Annotated in this window: 19 protein-coding genes; 10 read left to right on the forward strand and 9 right to left on the reverse strand. The window is 57.0% G+C overall.

Features of this window, described 5'->3' with window-relative positions; all coding sequences use genetic code 11:
- The first annotated feature begins 23 nt into the window (after positions 1 to 23).
- A complete protein-coding gene (locus GS636_RS21285) occupies positions 24 to 923 on the forward strand; it encodes a LysR family transcriptional regulator (protein WP_171672499.1) in 900 nt (299 codons plus the stop codon).
- Positions 924 to 945: 22 nt separating this feature from the next.
- Here the strand turns inward: GS636_RS21285 and nagA are convergent, their stop codons facing one another.
- From nagA to GS636_RS21305, 4 genes are read right to left on the reverse strand one after another with little or no spacing between them, the layout of a single operon-like run.
- Positions 946 to 2,094 (reverse strand): N-acetylglucosamine-6-phosphate deacetylase, encoded by a 1,149-nt coding sequence (gene nagA / locus GS636_RS21290; RefSeq protein WP_171672502.1) that lies wholly within the window; start codon positions 2,092 to 2,094, stop codon positions 946 to 948.
- The gene (locus tag GS636_RS21295; RefSeq protein WP_171672505.1) at positions 2,091 to 3,119 is read right to left on the reverse strand and encodes an SIS domain-containing protein; all 1,029 of its coding nucleotides are present in this window, start codon (positions 3,117 to 3,119) and stop codon (positions 2,091 to 2,093) included. Before GS636_RS21295 ends, nagA begins: the two co-directional genes overlap by 4 nt.
- A gap of 13 nt (positions 3,120 to 3,132) precedes the next feature.
- The gene (locus tag GS636_RS21300; protein WP_171672508.1) at positions 3,133 to 3,888 is read right to left on the reverse strand and encodes a GntR family transcriptional regulator; all 756 of its coding nucleotides are present in this window, start codon (positions 3,886 to 3,888) and stop codon (positions 3,133 to 3,135) included.
- Positions 3,875 to 4,750: a BadF/BadG/BcrA/BcrD ATPase family protein gene (locus tag GS636_RS21305; RefSeq protein WP_253762953.1), complete on the reverse strand. Its 876-nt coding sequence runs from the start codon at positions 4,748 to 4,750 to the stop codon at positions 3,875 to 3,877. Before GS636_RS21305 ends, GS636_RS21300 begins: the two co-directional genes overlap by 14 nt.
- A 159-nt stretch (positions 4,751 to 4,909) precedes the next feature.
- On the opposite strand from GS636_RS21305, the gene GS636_RS21310 reads away from it, so the two are divergent.
- The 6 genes from GS636_RS21310 (at position 4,910) to GS636_RS21335 (ending at position 10,932) form a co-directional block, all read left to right on the forward strand.
- Positions 4,910 to 5,833 carry an N-acetylmuramic acid 6-phosphate etherase gene (locus tag GS636_RS21310; RefSeq protein WP_253762955.1) on the forward strand — a complete coding sequence of 308 codons (924 nt, stop codon included), beginning with the start codon at positions 4,910 to 4,912 and terminating at the stop codon, positions 5,831 to 5,833.
- A complete protein-coding gene (locus GS636_RS21315; RefSeq protein ID WP_171187420.1) occupies positions 5,830 to 7,080 on the forward strand; it encodes an ABC transporter substrate-binding protein in 1,251 nt (416 codons plus the stop codon). Before GS636_RS21310 ends, GS636_RS21315 begins: the two co-directional genes overlap by 4 nt.
- Before the next feature lie 64 nt (positions 7,081 to 7,144).
- Complete coding sequence (locus GS636_RS21320; RefSeq protein ID WP_171095593.1) at positions 7,145 to 8,059, forward strand: carbohydrate ABC transporter permease; 915 nt, start codon at positions 7,145 to 7,147, stop codon at positions 8,057 to 8,059.
- Positions 8,060 to 8,069: 10 nt separating this feature from the next.
- Positions 8,070 to 8,909 (forward strand): carbohydrate ABC transporter permease, encoded by an 840-nt coding sequence (locus GS636_RS21325; RefSeq protein ID WP_171187418.1) that lies wholly within the window; start codon positions 8,070 to 8,072, stop codon positions 8,907 to 8,909.
- On the forward strand, positions 8,906 to 9,940 hold the full coding sequence (locus GS636_RS21330; RefSeq protein WP_171672514.1) for a Gfo/Idh/MocA family protein: 1,035 nt from the start codon (positions 8,906 to 8,908) through the stop codon (positions 9,938 to 9,940). Before GS636_RS21325 ends, GS636_RS21330 begins: the two co-directional genes overlap by 4 nt.
- A complete protein-coding gene (locus GS636_RS21335) occupies positions 9,937 to 10,932 on the forward strand; it encodes an ABC transporter ATP-binding protein (RefSeq protein WP_171672517.1) in 996 nt (331 codons plus the stop codon). Before GS636_RS21330 ends, GS636_RS21335 begins: the two co-directional genes overlap by 4 nt.
- Positions 10,933 to 10,985: 53 nt before the next feature.
- Here the strand turns inward: GS636_RS21335 and GS636_RS21340 are convergent, their stop codons facing one another.
- Genes GS636_RS21340 through GS636_RS21355 form a run of 4 tightly spaced genes read right to left on the reverse strand, consistent with a single transcriptional unit; the run spans position 10,986 to position 17,297 of the window.
- Entirely contained in the window at positions 10,986 to 12,227 is a 1,242-nt protein-coding gene (locus GS636_RS21340) for an FAD-binding oxidoreductase (RefSeq protein ID WP_171672519.1), read from the reverse strand.
- An 11-nt stretch (positions 12,228 to 12,238) separates the two neighbouring features.
- Entirely contained in the window at positions 12,239 to 13,252 is a 1,014-nt protein-coding gene (locus GS636_RS21345) for an Ldh family oxidoreductase (protein ID WP_171672522.1), read from the reverse strand.
- A 56-nt stretch (positions 13,253 to 13,308) separates the two neighbouring features.
- Complete coding sequence (locus tag GS636_RS21350; RefSeq protein WP_171672524.1) at positions 13,309 to 14,829, reverse strand: trimethylamine methyltransferase family protein; 1,521 nt, start codon at positions 14,827 to 14,829, stop codon at positions 13,309 to 13,311.
- Between the two features lie 14 nt (positions 14,830 to 14,843).
- Positions 14,844 to 17,297, reverse strand: coding sequence for an FAD-dependent oxidoreductase (locus tag GS636_RS21355; protein WP_171672527.1), 2,454 nt, complete (start codon positions 17,295 to 17,297; stop codon positions 14,844 to 14,846).
- Positions 17,298 to 17,526: 229 nt separating this feature from the next.
- On the opposite strand from GS636_RS21355, the gene GS636_RS21360 reads away from it, so the two are divergent.
- Positions 17,527 to 18,411, forward strand: a complete 885-nt coding sequence (locus GS636_RS21360; protein ID WP_171672529.1) for a LysR family transcriptional regulator — start codon at positions 17,527 to 17,529, stop codon at positions 18,409 to 18,411.
- A 126-nt stretch (positions 18,412 to 18,537) separates the two neighbouring features.
- Here the strand turns inward: GS636_RS21360 and GS636_RS21365 are convergent, their stop codons facing one another.
- Entirely contained in the window at positions 18,538 to 19,086 is a 549-nt protein-coding gene (locus GS636_RS21365) for a TetR/AcrR family transcriptional regulator (protein ID WP_171672531.1), read from the reverse strand.
- A 90-nt stretch (positions 19,087 to 19,176) separates the two neighbouring features.
- On the opposite strand from GS636_RS21365, the gene GS636_RS21370 reads away from it, so the two are divergent.
- Together GS636_RS21370 and GS636_RS21375 are read left to right on the forward strand one after the other, a co-directional pair.
- Positions 19,177 to 20,133 (forward strand): oxidoreductase, encoded by a 957-nt coding sequence (locus GS636_RS21370; RefSeq protein WP_171672533.1) that lies wholly within the window; start codon positions 19,177 to 19,179, stop codon positions 20,131 to 20,133.
- A gap of 111 nt (positions 20,134 to 20,244) precedes the next feature.
- Positions 20,245 to 20,619: a hypothetical protein gene (locus tag GS636_RS21375; protein WP_171672535.1), complete on the forward strand. Its 375-nt coding sequence runs from the start codon at positions 20,245 to 20,247 to the stop codon at positions 20,617 to 20,619.
- Positions 20,620 to 20,741 lie beyond the last annotated feature (122 nt).

Consider the following 20,741-nt stretch of genomic DNA (forward strand, 5'->3'; position numbering starts at 1 on the left):
ACAAAGCCAAGATCGGGGATCCTATGCGCTTACCGCTTGCAACGCTTGAAATCTTCACCGCCATAGCAAGGCACGGGTCGTTGCGGGCCGCCGCAGACGCACTTGGCATCAAACCATCGACCGTGAGTCATCAGTTAAAGTCGCTGGAAGATCAGCTGGATACGGCACTTTTCATAAGAACAACGCGCTCAATCAGCCTGACCGAAGCCGGGCGTGCGCTCATCCGTGGAGCGGGCCCAGCCTTTGACCAACTGTCCGAGGCGGTAGAAAGTGCACGCAGCACAGGCCATGCCGCCCGTGGCACGCTGAAGTTGGCCATGCCTGATTTTGCGTACCATTTATACGTGAGCCCGATCCTGAACAGCTTTTGCGCCAAATTTCCCGAGATTGAGCTGGAGCTGTCATTGACGGATGCGCTCTCGGACATTTTGGGCGAAGAATTGCATGCTGGGTTCCGGTTGGGGGACCGAGTTGCGCAAGATATGGTCGCGGTTCGACTTACTCAGCCATTGCAACTGGCTGTATCAGCAAGTCCGCACTATCTGACTGCCCGCGGCACGCCCATGGACCCACGCGATCTTCTTGAGCATAACTGTATTCGATACAGGTTTCAGTCTTCTGGCCAGATTGCTCCGTGGCGTTTTGAAGCCAAAGAGGGACCGTATTCCGTTCAAGTGCAAGGCAATCTGATCACAAACACTTTGCCAGCTTCGGTTGATCTTGCAAAACGGGGGTTGGGGCTGGTTTATACATTCGGGGCCTTTGTGGCCGCTGAAATCAGGGCAGGCCACCTTAAGCCTGTTCTTGAAAACCATCTGGGCCAGACGCCCGGTATTTTCCTTTATTACCCGCGGGAATACAGGGGCATGATGCCACTAAAGCTGTTCATTGAGCACATAAAACAGCAAAGAGGTTCTAATTAGAAAATAAGAAAACCCTTTCCGTTCAAGCAGCATCAGTGACGCACTGAACCGGTGTCACTTCCGACAAATCGGGCGAGATTCGCACCATGTCAGACAGTTGTCGGACTGGCTTGGACGCCCCCTTGAGGATCAATTCAGCCGGAACACTGGTTGCTGCTGCTAAAGCTTGCGACAGTGGCATTCCGACTTTAGTCACCAGGTTCCGTATGGCGGTTGTCAGGTCCAAATCCGCCCCTGCCAATGTACCGTCTTGCAGTGTCAGTCTGCCCTCCTCGCGCCGGATAAGCCGCCCTTCCAGATGAAACGCAGTTTGATCAGTGCCAGCCACGGCCATCGCATCGCTGACCAAGAATATTTTTCCCGGCCCGCGTTTGGCTACAAATGCAGCGCGCATCGTTTCGGAGTGAACATGCACAGTGTCTGCGATCAAACCTGCAAACAGGTTCCCGCTTGCAAGCACTGCTCCCACCAAACCGGGCTCTCGACTGCCGAGTTGGCTCATTGCGTTGAACAGATGCGTCGCGCAGCGGGCACCAGCCTTTGCGTAAGTGATGCAAGTGTCAAATGAGGCGTCGGTGTGGCCCAGCGAGACGATAATCCCCGCCTGAGTCAAAGCCTTGACCTGGTCAACCGAAACATTCTCTGGTGCCAACGTGACCATCAGCGCAGGTAATTCGCGGGCGGCAGTCAAAAGCTGATCAAGACCAGCTTCCTCCATCGGGCGGATCAGCGCGCCGTCATGGGCACCCTTGCGACGCACCGACAAATGCGGCCCTTCAAGGTGCAGACCTGCAATGCCAGGAACCCTCTGGCGCACCGCCTGTATCGCAGCCTGTATGGCAGCAGTTGTTTTCTCTGGCGTGTCCGTAATCAGCGTCGGCAGGATTGCAGTTGCCCCCAACCCGCGATGTGCCTGAGCGATCCGCTGCAACGTTTCGACCGAAGGCGCGTCATTGAACATCACACCTCCCCCGCCATTCACCTGCAAATCAACGTAGCCAGGACTGAGGATGTCACCTGACAGATCCTCAATCCTTGTGTCGGTCGGCAGTTCATTTGTCGGTATTATCGCGTCGACTGTGCCGTCTACAAACCGAATGGCATGATCTTGAAACAGTGTCTCTCCGTCAAAAATCGGACCGCCGGCGAAGGTGATGATTGAGCCATTCATACTGTTTCGGTCACTTTCCGAAGATGGCGCGGTGTATCAGGGTTGATGCCGCGACGCGCAGCGACGGCTTCAACCATCCCATAGAAAGAAGCAATGGCAGCGACAGGATCGGTCATCCAATGCGCTGTCCGCACATGCGGCAGAGAAACAGCATCCTTTACGCGATCCGTCGTTGCAAAAACCTGTGCACCCTTGGCGGCAAGTGCATCTGCGACCTCTGCAATATTTGCCTCGGCAGCGTCGCCAGAGGAAAAGGCGAGGACCGGAAAACCTTGATCCACTATTGAAACCGGACCGTGCAACACTTCGGCAGAGGAGTAGCTTTCGGCGTGAATCTGGCAGGTTTCCTTGAACTTTAATGCCGCCTCGTTCGAGATCGCCCAGGACGTTCCGCGGCCCAACGTGAACAGCGACTGGCCATCGATCGCATCGATTACTACACCCCAGTCGCAGGCAATGGCCTGCTCCAGATCTTTGGGCAGGTTGCGGAGGGCCGCCAGCAAATCTGCGTCGCCTTTGATCTCGGCCAGCAACCAAAGCCCCGCAACCAAAGACGTCACAAATGTTTTGGTCGCCGCGACACTCAACTCGGGTCCGGCATGAATGGGCAGCGCGGCCGAGGCAACATTCGCCAAGGCCGAACCAGTATCATTGGTGATCGCCACAGAATAAGCGCCGCCTTGGGTCAGCGATCGGGTCAGGCGAACAATGTCTGGGCTTTGCCCAGATTGCGACACCGATATGCACAGCGCGTTTGGACAGCGCATATCGACGCCATAAATCGATTTGACGCTTGGCCCAACCGACGCCATGGGCAGGCCCAGCAACAGCTCTGACGCGTATTTCAGATAGCTGCAAGCATGATCGGATGATCCCCGCGCAACAGAAATCAAAAAGCGCGGATCGCGCGCGCGCACTTCTTGCGCCGCTGATTTGATGGCCTCGGATCCTTCGGTCAGCAGGCGGTCAACGGCGACAGGTATTTCGTTGATTTCCTGCCGCATAAGCGTGAGTTGGTTGGACATCAGGTCCGCCCTTTCAGTTTGATAGGCGCAGTTCGGCCACGAAATCGTAGGCATCCCCGCGATAGATGGAACGGGTGAGTTCGGCCACACGTCCGCTTTCCAGATATGACGTACGCTGAATACGCAATCCTGCCGTCCCCTCGGCGACATCCAGCAGCCGCGCTTCGGTTGCTTCAAGATTGATGGCCGAGATCTTCTGGATCGCGCGGACCGGGCGATGACCTGACTGTTCAAGTACGGCGTAAAGCGACCCGGTCACCTCGGTTGGGTTGGGTAGGATGTCCAATGGCAGCGCGGCGCGTTCTAAGGCCATCGGGCGTCCTCCGGCTGCACGCAGGCGGTGGATTCGGGCCACTTGATCATTGGCCGACAGGCCCAACGCCAGCATTTCATCGGGCGCCGGCAGGAAAATACCCCGCTCCAGCCACGTCGAGGTCGTTTCAAAACCACGCCGTTCCATATCTTCTGTGAATGAGGTCAGATGCGACAGGGACTGCTCGACCCGCGCGACTGGTTCCCGCACAAACGAACCTGAGCCTTGCCGTTGCTCGATTGTTCCTTTGCGCACCAACTCCTGAATGGCCTTGCGGACTGTTACACGCGACAGGTCGGTCAATTCCGCGATCTCACGTTCGGGCGGCAGAGAGCTGTTTGGCAGGAGGATACCTTCCTCGATTCCCTGTTCAAGCCGCTGGCGCAGCTGCACGTAACGTGGTCCGGCAGACTGGCCCAGCCAGCCCTCGGGCTTTAGGAAATCAACAACGCTCATGTTCGACCTCCTCTTTGAACGCATGCGCCAAAGCGATCGCCCCTGAAAGCGGATCGCCTGATGGCTGCGTTAAAACTTGCTGCATGTCTTTTGGTAAAAAGGCAGCGTAGTGCGGACCTATTCCACCCGTCAGGCAAATGGGAACACCGAGGATCCAGCCCATCTTTTTCAGCCTGTCCGCCAAATAGTCGGCACCCGCCTGAAGGATCGACATCGCAACAGTGTCCCCCTTCCCTGCAGACTGTGTGACGACAGGTGCAAGGGCACCAAATTCCGTAGGAGACATTCTCGATGCGGCCTTGACGATACCAGTCGCACCCTCGAACCGGCGCAGCAAGTGTTCGGACATTTCAGACGACGCAATCACCCCGTCAGCACATTCCAGCACCTCGGACAACGCCCGTTTTCCGACCCACTGAGCCGAAGCCTGGTCCCCCAACACCGGCCCCCATCCTCCGGCAAATCTTGGCTTTCCACCTTGCTGCATGGCCAGAAAAGACCCGGTTCCACAATGTGCAACAAACCCGTCACGTGGCCCTAACGCCCCGCGAAGGGCAGATGGGCGATCATCTTCTATGCGCACATGCGTAAAGGGCAGGACCGCGGCCAGACGATCAGCTACCGCGGGCCCCGTGACACCTGCCAACCCCAGATATGCCGGCACTTTGGCGAGGTCTGCTACGTCAATGCCAGCTTGTTGACCCAAGGCGGCCAATCCTTGCGAAAGCTCAGCACAGGACGCATCGAAATCGGTCGACACGTTCGCCGACCCAACCTCAACCCGCCAGCTTCGAGCACGATCCGACAAAGCGAGGCGGCACCGCGTACCTCCACCGTCTATTGCCAAAACCAGATTATCCATGCAGCGAGTCATGAAGAGACCTTTATAATACCTTTGCCGAATTTAGAAGGCCAAAATACGACCTAATGCGAGTTAAATTGCATTATTGAGGGCAATAAACAAAATGGTAGACTAATGGTATCTAAAAGGTATGATGCCGACAGACCGGGGGAGAATCACTTGAACACACCTGTGACAGAACAGTTGCACCCAAATGCAATCGGGCTCGACACGCGCCCGCTGTCAGATGTCGCCGCCCTTCTGGCGCAGTCGCAAGCCTTGGCCGCGTCTGCGCCACTGGATGCGGTGGGCCCTATCTGTGACGGGGCACAGGCCATGGCGGCCACGGTCCGGGCGAAAGGCGTTCTGCGCTATTTGGCGGCAGGTTCCTCTGGCCTCATGGCTGCAGCGGATGCTCTGGAACTTGGGGGCACTTTTTCCATCCCGGCAAATCAGATCCAAATTCACATGGCGGGCGGATTGCCTTCCAGCGCAGAGATGCCCGGAGATGTCGAAGACATCTCGACCACCCTAACAGATGAGTTGGCTGAACTTTCCGCCCGTGACACTCTGATCGCAGTTTCGGCCAGTGGAACTACACCTTACACCGTCGCGGCCGCTCGCATTGCTCGCGACAAAGGTGCCCAGGTCATTGGCATCGCCAACAACGCTGGCTCCGAACTCTTGCAGCTATCGGACCATGCGGTCTTGCTGGAGACCCCGCCGGAACTTGTATCCGGCTCGACCCGAATGGGCGCAGGCACCGCGCAGAAAATTGCGTTGAATATGCTTTCCACACTGATGGCTGTCGAGTTGGGCCATATTCAGGACGGAATGATGATCAACCTACGCGCCGACAACGACAAGTTACGTGCTCGTGCCAACGGGATCGTCTGTCAGCTGACGGGCGTTGATCCCAAACAAGCGGCGTCGGCACTGAACATCACGGGCGGCGACCTCAAATGTGCGGTACTCGTCGCAGCAGGTGTCGGATCTGAAGAAGCCGCGCAAGCACTTCTGGATGAAACAAACGGCCACCTCCGACCCGCAATGAACCGATTAAAGCGAAACAACGAAAACACAAACCTGGGAGAAGCAAAATGAAACGCAAAGTTCTAAGCCTGGCTCTGATGAGCACAGCGCTGGTCACAAGCGCTTATGCACAAGAGGCTACGCTGACAATCGAAAGCTGGCGCAATGACGACCTGGCCCTATGGCAGGAAAAGATCATTCCCGCCTTCGAAGCAGAGCACCCGGGTATCAAAGTCATCTTCTCACCCTCCGCGCCTGCCGAGTACAACGCAGTTCTGAACTCGAAACTTGAGGCCGGATCGGCCGGTGACCTGATCACCTGTCGCCCGTTTGACGCTTCGCTGGCGCTGTACGAAAGCGGGCACCTAACTGACCTGTCCGACCTCGAGGCCATGGGCAATTTCTCGGATGTTGCGAAATCCGCATGGCAGACCGATGACGCATCCGCCAGTTTCTGCGTGCCTATGGCGTCGGTGATCCACGGTTTTATCTACAATAAAGACGCCTTCAATGAGTTGGGCCTTGAAGTCCCCACCACAGAGGCCGAGTTCTTTGCCGCTTTGGACAAGATCAAGGAAGACGGTACCTATATTCCAATGGCGATGGGCACAAACGACCAGTGGGAAGCTGCCACGATGGGCTATAACAATATCGGCCCGAACTACTGGAAAGGCGAAGAAGGCCGCCTGGCGCTGATAAAAGGCGAGCAGAAACTGACGGACCCGCAATGGGTTGCACCTTATGCGACACTGGCTAAATGGGCGGACTATCTGGGCGACGGATACGAAGCGCAAACCTATCCCGACAGTCAGAACCTGTTTACCCTCGGTCGCGCCGCAATCTACCCGGCGGGCAGCTGGGAAATCGCTGGCTTCAATACGCAGGCCGATTTCGAAATGGGCGCTTTCAAACCTCCGGTCCAGAATGCAGGCGACACCTGCTATATCTCTGACCACACTGACATTGGCATCGGCCTGAACGCGGCCAGTGAAAACCAAGAGGCCGCAAAAACTTTCCTGTCCTGGGTCGCAAGCCCGGAATTCGCCAGCATCTTTGGCAACGCGGTTCCCGGGTTCTTCCCCCTGTCCAACACTCCGGTCGAGCTGGAAGACCCGCTGGCCAAGGAAATCGTCGGCTGGCGGGATGAGTGTGAAAGCACAATCCGTTCGACCTATCAGATCCTGTCGCGTGGCACGCCAAACCTGGAAAACGAAACCTGGGGTGCATCTGTCGCTGCCATTAAAGGCACGGAAAGCCCCGAGGCGTTGGGCCAGCAGTTGCAGGACGGTTTGGCCAGTTGGTACGCACCCCATCAGTAAAGCCTGAGCGCTAACCATCACCGGACGCGGGGTTTCGCGTCCGGACCTTTTCCCGGAGACCGTCATGCAGACCCGCCGCATCCGCTGGCACATCGCCGTTTTCCTTGCCCCTGCGGTTCTGGTCTACACGGCGGTGATGATCTTCCCTTTGTTCAACACCCTCCGTCTTGCACTGTTCAGCGAGGTTGATCAGGCGCGCGTCTATGTGGGCTTGGAAAATTTCCGCACCCTGTTTTTCGACCCGATCTGGTCCGAACAGTTCTGGAACGCGTTGGGAAACAACTTCTGGTTTTTCCTGATCCACATGCTGGTGCAGAACCCCATCGGCATCGCCTTGGCGGCAATCTTGTCACATCCCCGCTTGCGGTTCGCTGCGCTTTACCGTTCGGCGATTTTCATCCCCACGATCCTAAGCTTTGTGATCGTTGGCTTCGCCTGGAAACTGATCCTGTCACCCCTTTGGGGTATCGCGCCGTCGATGCTGGACGCCATCGGTCTAAAGTCACTGTTTGCACCGTGGCTGGGTAAAGAAGAATACGCACTGACAACGCTAGCGCTGGTGTCGGTCTGGCAATTCGTCGGTATCCCGATGATGTTGATCTATGCCGCCCTCCTGTCGATCCCCGAAGAAATCCTTGAGGCCGGAGAGATCGATGGGATTACCGGGGCTTCCGCGTTCTGGAAAATCAAACTGCCTCTCATATTGCCGTCCATCGGCATCATCTCGATCCTGACATTTGTGGGCAACTTTAACGCGTTCGACCTGATATACGTGTCGCAAGGCGCGCTAGCTGGGCCGGATTTCTCAACTGATATCCTTGGTACATTCATGTACCGAACCTTCTTTGGCTTCCAATTGCAATTGGGAGATCCGCATATGGGGTCCGCTATCGCTGGGGCCATGTTCGCGATCATCCTCGTGGGGGTCTGCATCTACCTCTTCGGCATCCAGACCCGGATGCGCCGGTACCAGTTGTGAGGGCATGGCCATGAACAAAGCACGCCAAAACCCGCTGAACACCGCCGCCATGCACGGGGCGCTGATCCTTTACACGCTGATCGCCCTGTTCCCGGTCTTCGTCATCATCATCAACAGCTTCAAAACCCGCCGCGCCATCTTTCGCGAACCGCTTGCCCTGCCCGACGCTGAGAGCTTTTCGCTGATCGGTTACCAGACGGTGATGAAACAAGGGGATTTCTTCCTCTATTTCCAGAATTCGATGATCGTTACGGTGGTGTCGCTGGCATTCATCCTGCTTTTTGGTGCCATGGCGGCCTTTGCCCTCAGTGAATACCGCTTCAAGGGCAACCTGCTGATGGGTCTCTATCTGGCGCTTGGGATTATGATTCCAATCCGTATCGGTACTGTCGCGATCCTCGAGATGATGGTGGCCACCGGGCTTGTGAACACGCTTTGGGCCTTGATCCTTGTCTACACGGCACAAGGATTACCGTTGGCGGTGTTTATCCTGTCCGAGTTCATGCGACAGGTGTCCGACGACCTGAAGGATGCAGGCAGGGTCGATGGGTTGTCGGAATATACGATCTTCTTCCGTCTTGTCCTGCCGCTCGTCCGCCCTGCCATGGCAACGGTCGCGGTATTCAACATGATCCCGATCTGGAACGATCTGTGGTTCCCGCTGATCCTCGCCCCGGCGGAGGAGACCAAAACCCTGACGCTGGGCAGTCAGGTCTTCATCGGTCAATTCGTCACCGATTGGAATGCGGTTCTGTCGGCCCTGTCGATGGCAATCCTGCCGGTGCTGGTGCTCTATGTCATCTTCTCGCGCCAACTGATCCGCGGCATCACTTCAGGAGCTGTCAAATGACCCGAGTTCTGATTGCTGGCCTTGGCAATATGGGCCTCAGCCACGCGCTGGCCCATCACCACCATCCGGACGCGCAAATCGTGGGATTGGTGAACAGGTCCGGTCATGTGGATCACCCCGAGCTGGGCCAGTATCCTGCCTATTCGGACTTCCACTCGGCGTTGGCCGAGACAAATCCGGATTTGGTCGTTGTCGCCACCTATTCCGATAGCCATGCCGATTATGCCTGCGCCGCGATGGAAGCTGGCGCGCACGTCTTCGTTGAAAAACCACTGGCCACCACAGTGACCGATGCCAAACGCGTTGTCGAAAAGGCCACCCAAACCAACTGCAAACTGGTGATCGGCTACATTCTGCGCCATCACCCGTCGTGGATGCGCCTGATTTCCGAGGCGCGTGACCTTGGCGGGCCATATGTGTTTCGCCTGAACCTCAACCAGCAAAGCAGCGGGGCCGAGTGGGAAACGCATAAGGCGCTAATGCAAACCACCTCGCCCATCGTCGATTGCGGCGTGCATTACGTCGATGTGATGTGCCAGATCACGGATTCGGACCCGGTGCGCGTACATGGCATGGGCCTGCGCCTGAGCGATGAGATCGCCGAAGATATGTACAATTACGGACAGTTTCAGGTGGTCTTCGAGGACGGCTCGGTCGGTTGGTACGAGGCCGGTTGGGGCCCGATGATGTCTGAGACCGCGTTTTTCGTGAAAGACATCGTCTCGCCCAACGGGTCGGTTTCGATCACCGATGGCAACAAGGGCGCATCCTCAGATATCGACGGCCACACCAAGGTCGGCGGCATTTTGGTCCACCGCCCCGAAGGGGACAGGCAGATCGACATGCCCGACGAACCCGGCCATCAGGAGCTTTGCGACGCAGAGCAGGCCTATATGCTGCGCTCTATTGCTGACGACATCGATCTAACCCGCCACATGAATGACGCCGTGCAATCGCTGGCCATCTGTCTGGCAGCAGACGAAAGCATCCGTACTGGCCAACCCATTTCGCTGAAAGAGGCACGCACATGACCGCCCTGACGCTTACGAACGTGAACAAGTCCTTTGGCACTGTTGAGGTGCTCAAGGACATCAACATCGAAGTGGAAGACGGTGAGTTTGTCGTCTTCGTCGGCCCCTCGGGTTGTGGAAAGTCCACTCTTCTGCGTGTGATCGCGGGGCTTGAGGATGTTACATCAGGCCAAGTGCGCATAGGCGGCGAAGTGATGAACCTCACCCCGCCTTCAAAACGCGGTATCGCGATGGTGTTCCAGAGCTACGCGCTTTACCCCCATTTGAACGTGCGCAAAAACATGTCGCTGGCGCTGAAACAGGAAGGTCAAAGCAAGCAGGTCATCGAGGAACGTGTTGCCAAGGCCAGTAAGATGCTGAACCTTGAACCTTACATCGACCGCTACCCGTCTGAATTGTCCGGCGGCCAGCGTCAGCGCGTTGCCATAGGCCGAGCCATCGTACGCGAACCCAAATTGTTTTTGTTTGACGAACCCCTATCCAATCTGGACGCAGCTTTGCGTATGAACACGCGGCTTGAAATCGCAAACTTGCACCAGCAGCTCGATGCCTCGATGATCTATGTCACCCATGATCAGACCGAAGCGATGACGTTGGCTGACAAGATCGTCGTGTTGCGCGACGGGCGTGTGGAACAGGTTGGCAGCCCGATGGAGTTGTACAACAATCCTGCCAATCAATTTGTCGCCGGTTTCCTTGGCGCACCATCGATGAATTTCTTCCCCGCCAGCTTAGTTGGAGAAAGCACAGACATCACAATGGGGGTCCGGCCCGAAGACCTCTATCTGACAGATGAAAGCCCTTTGAGCGCACAAGTGACCCATGTCGAGCATTTGGGAGGGGACACCAACGTGATCGCAATGATGCAAGGTCATCAGGTTACAGCCCGCCTGTTCGGTCAACACGAGGTCGCAACCGGCCAAAAGATACATATTGGTTTCACACCGGATCGCAGTTATCGCTTCGATACGCAGGGCGCTCGGCTCGCCTAAACCTCTGTTGAACTTCACCCGCCCCAGTCAGCCAAATGACCTGTGCGTTACCATCAGGCAAAGCGGTCTGGTGAAAAGGCCCCTATGTCGACATGAGGGCTTTGCCCGGCCATATCAGCCGCGACCAATCGGGCCGTGGTGGCCGCTAAAGTCAGCCCAAGCTGACCATGACCCGTGGCGAAATGAACGTTGTCCAGACGGTCACTGCGCCCAATGATCGGACGCGTGTCAGGGGTGAAGGGGCGATACCCAATACGTCGTTCAGCTTCTTCTGTTTTTAAGCCGGGCAAGACACGATGCGCCCGCCGGACAAGCACATCCGCCCGGTTCCAGTTCGGCGCTGCATCCAAACTTGCGAACTCAATCGTTCCGGCGACAGCCAGGGCCCCATCGTATGGCGTGACTCCGAACCCTCCCTTTGGATAAAAAATCGTGTGCTTCAGTTCCAGACCCGGATCAGACAGAGCCGTTAAGTATCCGGCCACGCCTTCCAACCGGATTGGAACGCCCAAATCTCGCGCCAGCATTTTGGATCGGGCGCCAGCAGCCAAAACAACGCGTCCTGTTGGCGCCACCGTGCCATCGGTCAGCCTGACCGAGCGCACCTGTCGACCTTCTCGGTCGAACCCTGCAGCCCCTGCCCGTTTGACGATGCCGCCCCGCTTTAGGAACGTTTGATGCAGAACTTCAACCAAACGTTTCGGATCCGTCACATAGCTCCAGTCGCGCAACAACGCGGCATATTTGAAATCAGGCGCTATAGCGGGGTCGAGTTCATGAGCTTCATGGCCCGAAATCTCGTCAATAGTGCATCCAAGTTCGCGCGCAAGATCAAAGGCAGCGCCCATAGTCGCCTTGTCAGCGTCATCGTCAAACAGCTTGATGATCGGGCGCTCGATCAGCAATTCCGGGTGGCCGATGTCATCCAACTGGGCTTTGAAATCCGCCGTGGCCGAGAATGTCAGCCGCGCCAGATCCGCCGCGATGGCGCGCATCTTTGACGGGCGAGCGTTCGCTGTGAACCGCGTGAACCACGGCAACAACTTCAACGCTGAACTGGGACGCAACGACAAGGGCGCTTCGCTGTCTAGCAACCATCCGGGCACTTTCAACATCATTCCGGGTTGCGACAAGGGAACAATTTCACCTACGGCAATACAACCGCATGACGCCCAACTTGCCCCCTCACCGACGGTGTTGGGCTCAAAAACCGTAACCTGATGTCCCTCAGCCTGCAGCGCCAGCGCACATGAAATGCCAACAATGCCACCGCCGACAACCGCGACCTCTTCCATCTGCAGCATTCCTATTGCAAATCATGCAGTTGCGACAACAACTCCATACTAACAACTACGCCCTGTTCCTGAGCGGTGGCGCGGTTTTTCAACCGTCCGTCACCCGGAACACGGGCCGAGCCGTTGCCTTCGATTTCCGCACAGATACGCTTGACGTAGTCATTGAAACCCGGGTTTCCAAAGCGCGTAGGATCAATTGCGATCAACGTGGCCCCGCCTTTGATGTTCAAAGCGCCATGCTCTACACGCTCGGTATTGTCGACCGATAGCGTGCCACCGGCCAACGCCGCGCCTAAGACTTCGATCAGAAAGGCAATCGCGGCCCCTTTGTGCTCGCCAAAGGGCAGCAGGCTTCGGGATTCCAGAATGGCATTTGGATCGGCAGTGGGCTGACCATCCGGGGCCAAACCCGCCGGGCGCGGAAGATCGTGCCCCTCTGCCGCGGCCATACGAATATCCATCAGCGCAACCATCGATGACGCCTGATCCCAGACAACCGGCTCGGCCCCCTCGCGCGGGCAGGCGAAAGACATCGGGTTCGTTCCGAATACCGGCCGCACACCGCCCTGCGGCACCACCATAGACAATGAGTTCACAACTCCCAGCGCCACCAACCCCGCCTCGGCCAGTGGTTCGGTGTCAAAACGCAACGCTGCCAGATGGTGGCAATTGGCGCAGGTGAAAGAGGCAATGCCGTTTTCACGCGCCATTGCAACCAGTTCATCCCGCGCCATGCCGGCTGCAAGTTGATAGTACCCGTTGTCACCATCCCCGCGTAAAACGCCGGGGGCAATACGCTCAACCCTGGGCGACGCCGTCGGATTGGCATATCCCGAAGTGAAGCTTTGCACATATACCGGCAACATGCGCAGCCCGTGGCTGCGGGGACCGTCCCGTTCAGACCGGGTGACGATTTCCGCCAAAACAGCACTGCCATGTGCATCCATGCCCGCAGCCACAAGGACCGATTTGGCCAGTTCCCTAACCTCTGCGAGTGAGAGCGTTTTCGTCGAGATTTCCGTCATCTGGGTGATCCTGTCCTTGTAGGGCGCAACGGGGCGCGCCAGCGCCCACGTCAGGGTTAACTGCTGTATTCCCGGCGCTTTTTGGCAACAAACTCGTCCAGCGCACCGCGTTGATCGTCAGGCATCGGAGGCTGCACATAGTTGTCCAGCATCCGCCGCGCGGCTTCATTGCCAACAACCTCAGCCGTTTTCGATCCTTCTGCCTCCCACTGTTCAAAACTGTCGTTGTTTTGCAAGTGGTTCATATGCATCGGGTTTTCACGCGTGTGGTCCGTACCCAGGAAATGCCCTCCGGGGCCGATCCGGGCGATGTCATCCAGCAACGGGTCCAGATCTTCGTCCTGAAGTCCGCTGAAGAAGCGATGGAAATTCTCAAGCTGCAACGTGTCCTGCACCCATTTCGAGTAGCTGACACCCAACGCCCCTTCCAGAAAACCGGCCGAGTGCACGATGTAATTCGCTCCGCCGAGCAGCACGGGCCACATTGTGTTGGCCGTGTCAAAACCGGCCTGCATGTCGGGCGATTTTGACCCGGTCCACATTGTGCAGGTCCGCCACGGCACCTGATAGAACCGCGCCATCTGACCCACCAACAGGTTCATCAATCCCGGCTCAGGCGACCCCATCATCGGCGCGCCGGTTTTCATAGACACGCCCATGATCGCCACACCCAGAACCATCGGCGCGCCGCGTCGGATGATCTGGCTATAGGCCATGCCCGCCAAGGATTCCGCAATCAACAGCGCCACGCCGCCTTGCGGGCTGGCCGGGGTCGAAGCGCCTGCCAAAACAAAGGGCGACAGCAGGCATGGCTGGTTGGCCGCTGCATAGACGCGCAGGCTTTCCAGCATGGTCTCATCCCAGACCAGCGGCGTGTTGCAGTTCAGCAGCGCAGCCATGACTACGTTATTATCTACAAACTCTTCTCCGAACACGATCCGGGTCATATCCACCGAGTCACGCGCCGCCTGTTCTGACAATACCGAACCCTTGATCGGCTTGTCGGTCAGCGTCAGCGCCGCGTGGACAAGCTCAAGATGGCGCTGCGGAACCGGAACATCCTGCGGTTCCACCGGCAAAATGCCCGGAACCATCATCGACTGGCTCATCTGGCTCATCTTGAAGAAGTTCTGCGCATCCTCCAGCTGTGAGGGGCGACGCACGCCGTCAAGGTCATAGACAAAGGGTGCGCCATAGGCGTTCGCGAAGACCGAGTGCTCGTTACCCACACGCAAAGACCGCTCTGGGTTGCGTGCCGCATAAGCCCATTCCGACGGCACCGACGAAATCAGATCCATCAGCATGTCGCGACCGATACGAACGCGTTCGCCCTGCACGTCCGCGCCGTATTTCTTCCAGTCAGCCAACGCCACCGGATCGCGGAATTCAATGCCGGTGGTTTCCAGAATGGTCATCGCAGCGTTGTGGATACGCTCGACCCCCTCAGGACCCAACAGGTCAATCGGTCCGACCTTTCGGTTCAGAGTCGACAGGTAGACCGGGGGTGGGTTGGTGCGGGCCTGAACGCGTGCCGCGCGCCCACCGCCACGGCTGGACCGTCCTCGTGCTTGTGCCATGTCAGCTCTCCTTCTCAGGCCCGGGCGCGCGCGCTGGCTGGGTCAAAAGCGCAGATGTCGATCACCTCGGCATCGCGCATTTCATTGTGAACCATCACTTGCATTTTCGTGCCCGGTGCGGTCATGTCCTGTGGCACAAGGGCCATCGCGATGTCGTGGTTGCAGTAGTAGGAAAATCCACCCGAGGTGACACGCCCGATCAGCTTGCCATCGGCGTACACACCTTCGTCAAACATAACCGAGGTATCGCAGAACGGCAGCTTCAGAGTCACCAGCGTGTTGTAACCACCCTCTGCCTTTTGCTTTTGCAGCGCAGCCTTTCCAATGAACTCCCGCTCGACCATCTCGCCATTGACCTTTTCGGTCATGGCCACAAAGCGACCCAGATCAGCTTCGTAAGGTGTCATGTCCTTGCAAATCTCGCGGTTGATCGCGCGATAGGATTTCTCAAGCCGCATCGACTCCAAGGCTTCCAGGCCAAAGGGCTTTACCCCAGCCTTGAGAAGCAGATCAACCAAATGGCGGTTATATCCGACCGGGTGGTGCAGCTCCCATCCCAGCTCGCCGGTATACGAGACGCGCAACAGATGAACGCCCTTGGCATAGCCCACCTCACCCATCTGCGCCGACAGCCACGGGAAAGCTTCGTTCGACAGGTCGTTGTCGGTCAGCGGTTGCAGGATCTCACGAGCTTTCGGACCGGCCAAAGCAATCACGCCCAGCTGTTCCGAGATATCCTCCAACACGACCGAGCCATCCTTGGGCAGCAGGCGCTGCAATTGATCCCAATTGTACGCCCGCCAGTTCGGGGTCGAGATCAGATAGAAATCGTCCTCGGCATATCGAACGATGGTGTATTCCGCATCCATTCCGCCCTTGTCGTTCAACATCAGCGACAGGGTCATGCGGCCAATCTTCGGCAACTTGTTGGCCATCAGGCTGTCCAGCCATTTTGCGGCACCGGGGCCGCGCACGGTGAACTTGGTCATCGGCGACATTTCGATGAACCCGGCCTCTTCGCGGGTCGTGCGGACCTCGGCCTGTACCAGTTCCATGTGGTCGGTGCGGCGGAAGCTGTGTTCGGGGATCGCCTCCGCGGGGGATTTGGCAAACCACCGGGGGAACTCATATCCGTTGAAGCTGGTCCAGACCGCGCCATGTGCGGTTAACAGATCATAAGACCCCATGGTTTTCATCGGGCGCGCGTCCGGGAAGTCCTCTCCCGGAATATGCGCGTCCATATGGGTACCCCAGGTCTCGCGCACCTTGTCCATCGTCCAGCGCTTCGAGGCGTAGTCGGAAAAACGGCGTGGGTCGAGTTCGGACATGTCCATACCCGGATCACCGTTCACGATCCATTTCGCCAGACGATTGCCGACTGTGCCGCCCCACAGAATACCGCCCGGCATACCTTCGGCCAGCCACAGATTGTCATGCCCCGGCGCGGGGCCCGCCAACGGCAATTCGTCCGGGGTCATTTGGAATGGGCCGCGAGTGTTGGCCTTGATACCAACCTCGCCAAGGGTCGGTACACGCTCGATGGCGCGCTCCCATTGGGTTTCCACCGCATCGAAATCCTCAGGCAGCAGATCGGCCCCGAAATCAGGCGGCACGCGATCCTCGGCAAACAGTTTGAGGTCCTTGGTGAATTCATACGGACCGAACTGAATCCCGCCCACATCCTCGCGCAGATATGCGCCGTAATCCTCGTCGCGCAGGATCGGGAATTCCGGCAGCCCCTGTGCACGACGTTCCTTCAGCAGCGGCACGGTCTCGGTGGTCCAGTATTGGTGTACGATTGGAATACAAGGCAGATCCAACCCCACCCGCCGTGCGTTTTCGCGCGCGTAGTTGCCGGTGGCGAAGATCAGATGCCTACAGGTAATCTCACCCTTGTCGGTGGTCACTTTCCAAAGCCCGCTCTCCAACTTTTCGTAAGACTGCGCTTCGGTGTTCTGATAAACTTTCGCCCCTGCATCACGCGCCAGTTTTGCCATCGCCATGGTGATGTCAGCGGGGTTCACATAGCCGTCTTCGGTATGCAGGATACCGCCCCGGATGTGTTCAGACTGGTTCAGCAACGGGTGAACCTCGGCCACCTGTTCCGGGGTCAGCAGTTTGCACGGCACGCCGGCGGCTTCGGCAATCGAGATATAAGACTGGAATTCGTCCCAGCGTTTTTCAGTGTTAGCAACGCGCAGCTGGCCGACTTTGCGCAACCCAACCGAGCTGCCCATCTTTTCCTCGACCTCGGTGTAGATGCGGATGGTCTCCATCGTCATCTTCGACACGTTGTGAGAGCGTACAAAAGTCACCAACAAGCCCGCCGCATGCCAGGTCGAGCCCGAGGTCAACGTCGTCCGTTCCAACATCACGGCATCGGTGCACCCATGCTCGGTCAAGCCGTACAGAATCGAGGCTCCGACACAGCCGCCCCCTACAACAACAACTTCGGCATGTGACTGCATTTGTTTTCTCCTCTCCCACTGCGCTGACACCCCGACCAACGTCGTTCCGCAAGGCGGAAACTTGGTGTGTCAGGGATTCAGCGCAGCACATGCTGCTTTACCCAATTCTTTGCGCTCACGGGCCAAGACCGCAATCGCAAAAAAATTCACTCTGGGCAAATTCAACTAATGCGAATACGCCTATGATAACTTAAATACACCGAAATCTCATAATACAGGTCAAACCACCTTGCCCTATGGTCCCTACGATTTCCCACCGCTTAGCTCGCTGATCAGTTTCGAAGCCGCCGCCCGCCATGTCAGCTTCAAACGGGCCGCCAGTGAACTGAACGTTACTCCGGCCGCCATCAGCCATCAGGTCAAAGCACTCGAGGTTGAACTCAATTGCGCGTTGTTCCAGCGCCATCATCGCGGTGTGGAACTCACCGAAAGCGGTGCTTATTTGCTGGTTGCTTTGCAACGCGGGTTTGAGGGGATCAGCGAGGCACTCAAGCAGTTACGCTCGCAATACGATCGTTCAGGTGTGACGATACGATCCAGCACTGCAGTCAGCTCGTTGTGGCTGACACCGCGCTTGGCACAGTTCTGGAAGAATTTCGGGCATATCTCTGTCACGCAAGTCGTCACTGATTTGGGATACGACACGCAAAAGTGTGACATAAGCATCAGGTATGGTGACGCGTCACGCGAACGTGGCACGCATCATGTTTTGTTCCGGGACCGGATCATGGCTTTGGCCAGCCCTGAATTTGTTCGGCAAAATAAAGTCGAACAGCTGCAGGACCTGCCCAAAATCCCACTTATACATCTGGACGCGCCCGGCACCGATTGGACAGGTTGGCAGGAATGGGCGGCTGGCTTGGGTTACTCCGGCTCACTCAAATCGGGGCACAGGGTGAACAATTACACCATTGCCCTGCAAGCGGCACAGGATGACATGGGCGCCGTACTGGGATGGGAAGGGCTGACCGCAGGTTTGGTTAGGTCAGGCAAACTGGCCAAGTTATTGCCACAGACACTGTCAGCCCCTTTGGACTTTTATGTCGTGCTACACAACACCTCTTCGGATCGGGCTGCATTGGTCTACAAATGGTTGGTCGAGGATTCCAACTGATAGCCAACACTTTGCCGAAATGTTCGCTCGTCAACAAAATGGAGAACCGGAATCAGAGCCAAAGTGGTCGTTTCTTTTCCCCTTCTCAGCACCCATTTGCGGGCACCGATTCCGTTCAAATCCGGTTCAGGTACTATGAGCCAGAAGCACGCTTGTAGCGCGGGTCATGCCAGCGGCGTATTGTTCGCTGGTTGTGGTCTTTAGCAAAAGACCGGTTGATACAGTCGTGAGCAGAAAGGCCAAATCCGCCGCCGCTTCGGGTGTTGGCACCACGTTTGCTTTCACCAAATAACCCGACAGGGCTTTTTCGAACTCTGCGCTGTAATCCATTTCGGCATCTGACGCGGATTCGATGGCAAATTCCATAATCTCGGCACCATGAGGCGTGCCCCGCCATATGGCCACGTGATCTCCGATCCAAGTCTGATACGCCCGGGCCAGAACATCCCGGGGCGAACCTTCTGCCTGGCTCAGAACATCAAGTGCCGCATTGGTCATCGATGTAAGCACTGTTCTGACAGCCCATTCCAGAACGGCTTCTTTCGATCCGAACTGGTTGTAGATCGACTGACGCGACAAACCAGCAGCTTCGGCAATGTCATTCATGGACACTTTGCGAAAGCCATATTGCGCAAAGACAGACAGGACTTCGAAAGCGTTTGACGATTTTTTCATTTTTACCTTATTGACATTTTGGGTCGTATTTGTAAATAGAGTACACAAGAATATACCCGTTTGCAACCTATATCGATTGGACCCCCTCGGATGGAACAGAAAATCACTGACTCGGGCTTCAGTAGCTGGAAGCCCTCGCAACTCCCGGAACTGAATGGCAAGACCTATGTCATCACCGGCGCAAATTCGGGCATCGGTTATGAAGCCGCCCGGATGCTGGGTGAAAAAGGCGCGAACGTTGTAATGGTCTGCCGCTCACGCGCAAAAGGTGAAACCGCACAGCGCAAGCTGTCGCCGTCCTCGAAAGGGAAAGTTGATCTGATCCTGATGGACCTCAGCGATCTGTCGTCGGTCCGCAAGGCGGCCGAGGAACTGCGCGGTCGCTATACCAAAATCGACGGCCTCATCAACAACGCAGGCATCATGATGACCCCGCAGGAAAAGACCGTTGATGGGTTTGACCTGCAGATGGGGGCCAACCATCTTGGCCATTTCCTATGGACCGGCCTGCTGCTGGATCTGGTTGAAGCTGCCGAAGGCCGTGTTGTTGTGCTATCCAGCCTGGTTCACAAGTACGGACCTCTGGATCTGGATGATTTCATGACTGACACCAAATACACGCCAATGAAGGCCTATACCCAGTCCAAACTGTCGAACCTGATGTTCGCGTTTGAACTGGATCGTCGCCTAAAGGCTGCCGGCAGCAAGGCCATCTGCGTCGCCTGCCACCCTGGCTATACCGATACCAACCTGCAATCTACCGGCCCGACCGGCTTTATGAAAGCCATGCTGGCCGTGATGAACAAACTGGCCGCGCAACGCCCCGAAGCCGGAGCCTATCCGACGGTGCTTGCCGCCGCCGGAACCGAAGCAAAGCGTGGCGCATATTACGGCCCGCAAAAAATGGGTGAATCCCGCGGCCCGGTTTCCGACGCCAAGGTGAAAGATCACGCACTGGATCTCGAAAAGCAGCGTCAGTTGTGGGCAAAAAGCGAGCAGCTGGTCGGGTTTGAATTCAACCTGCCTGCCGTCGCACACGCGGCATAACCACTTAAAGACAGACCCCCTCGATATCCCCCTCACTCACGAAACAGGTCCGGGCGGCGCAAAAGCTTCGCCCGGACCATTTGTAAATTCTCCCATCACACGGAGCGGCTCGTGATCAAAACGCTGTTTGTCTGGCTATTTGCCCTGTTCCTGATGACGGGCGGGATAACCCATTTTGTTTATCCGGCTGTATTTGATGGGTTCATGCCATCATTCATTCCCAAGACTCCTGCGCATATTCTGGCCGGTGTCGCCGAGATCGCAATTGCCGCTGCCCTGGTCTTACCTAAATTCCGAGCCTTTGGCGGGCTGTTCGCAGCAATGTTGTGCACCGCCTATTTGCCGTTCCACATCTGGGACCTGTTCCGGCCCGATCCGGTTGTCGCGCCTCTTTGGGCCGCGATAACGCGCCTGTTTGTGCAATTTGCTATGATCGGATTTGGCATCCATCTTTGGCGTACGGAACCAAAAGTCAGGTCAAACTGAATTCCCTCCAGCTGCAGGTAACACAACCTCTTCGAACGCAGCACCAATCAGACTTTAGTGGCGATGGTCGCGGCTGGGGCCGGATGGAGCATCAAGACGCCTTTGCTGTTTGATCACGCCCA

Source organism: Ruegeria sp. HKCCD4884, assembly GCF_013110855.1.
Taxonomy (GTDB): Bacteria; Pseudomonadota; Alphaproteobacteria; order Rhodobacterales; family Rhodobacteraceae; genus Ruegeria.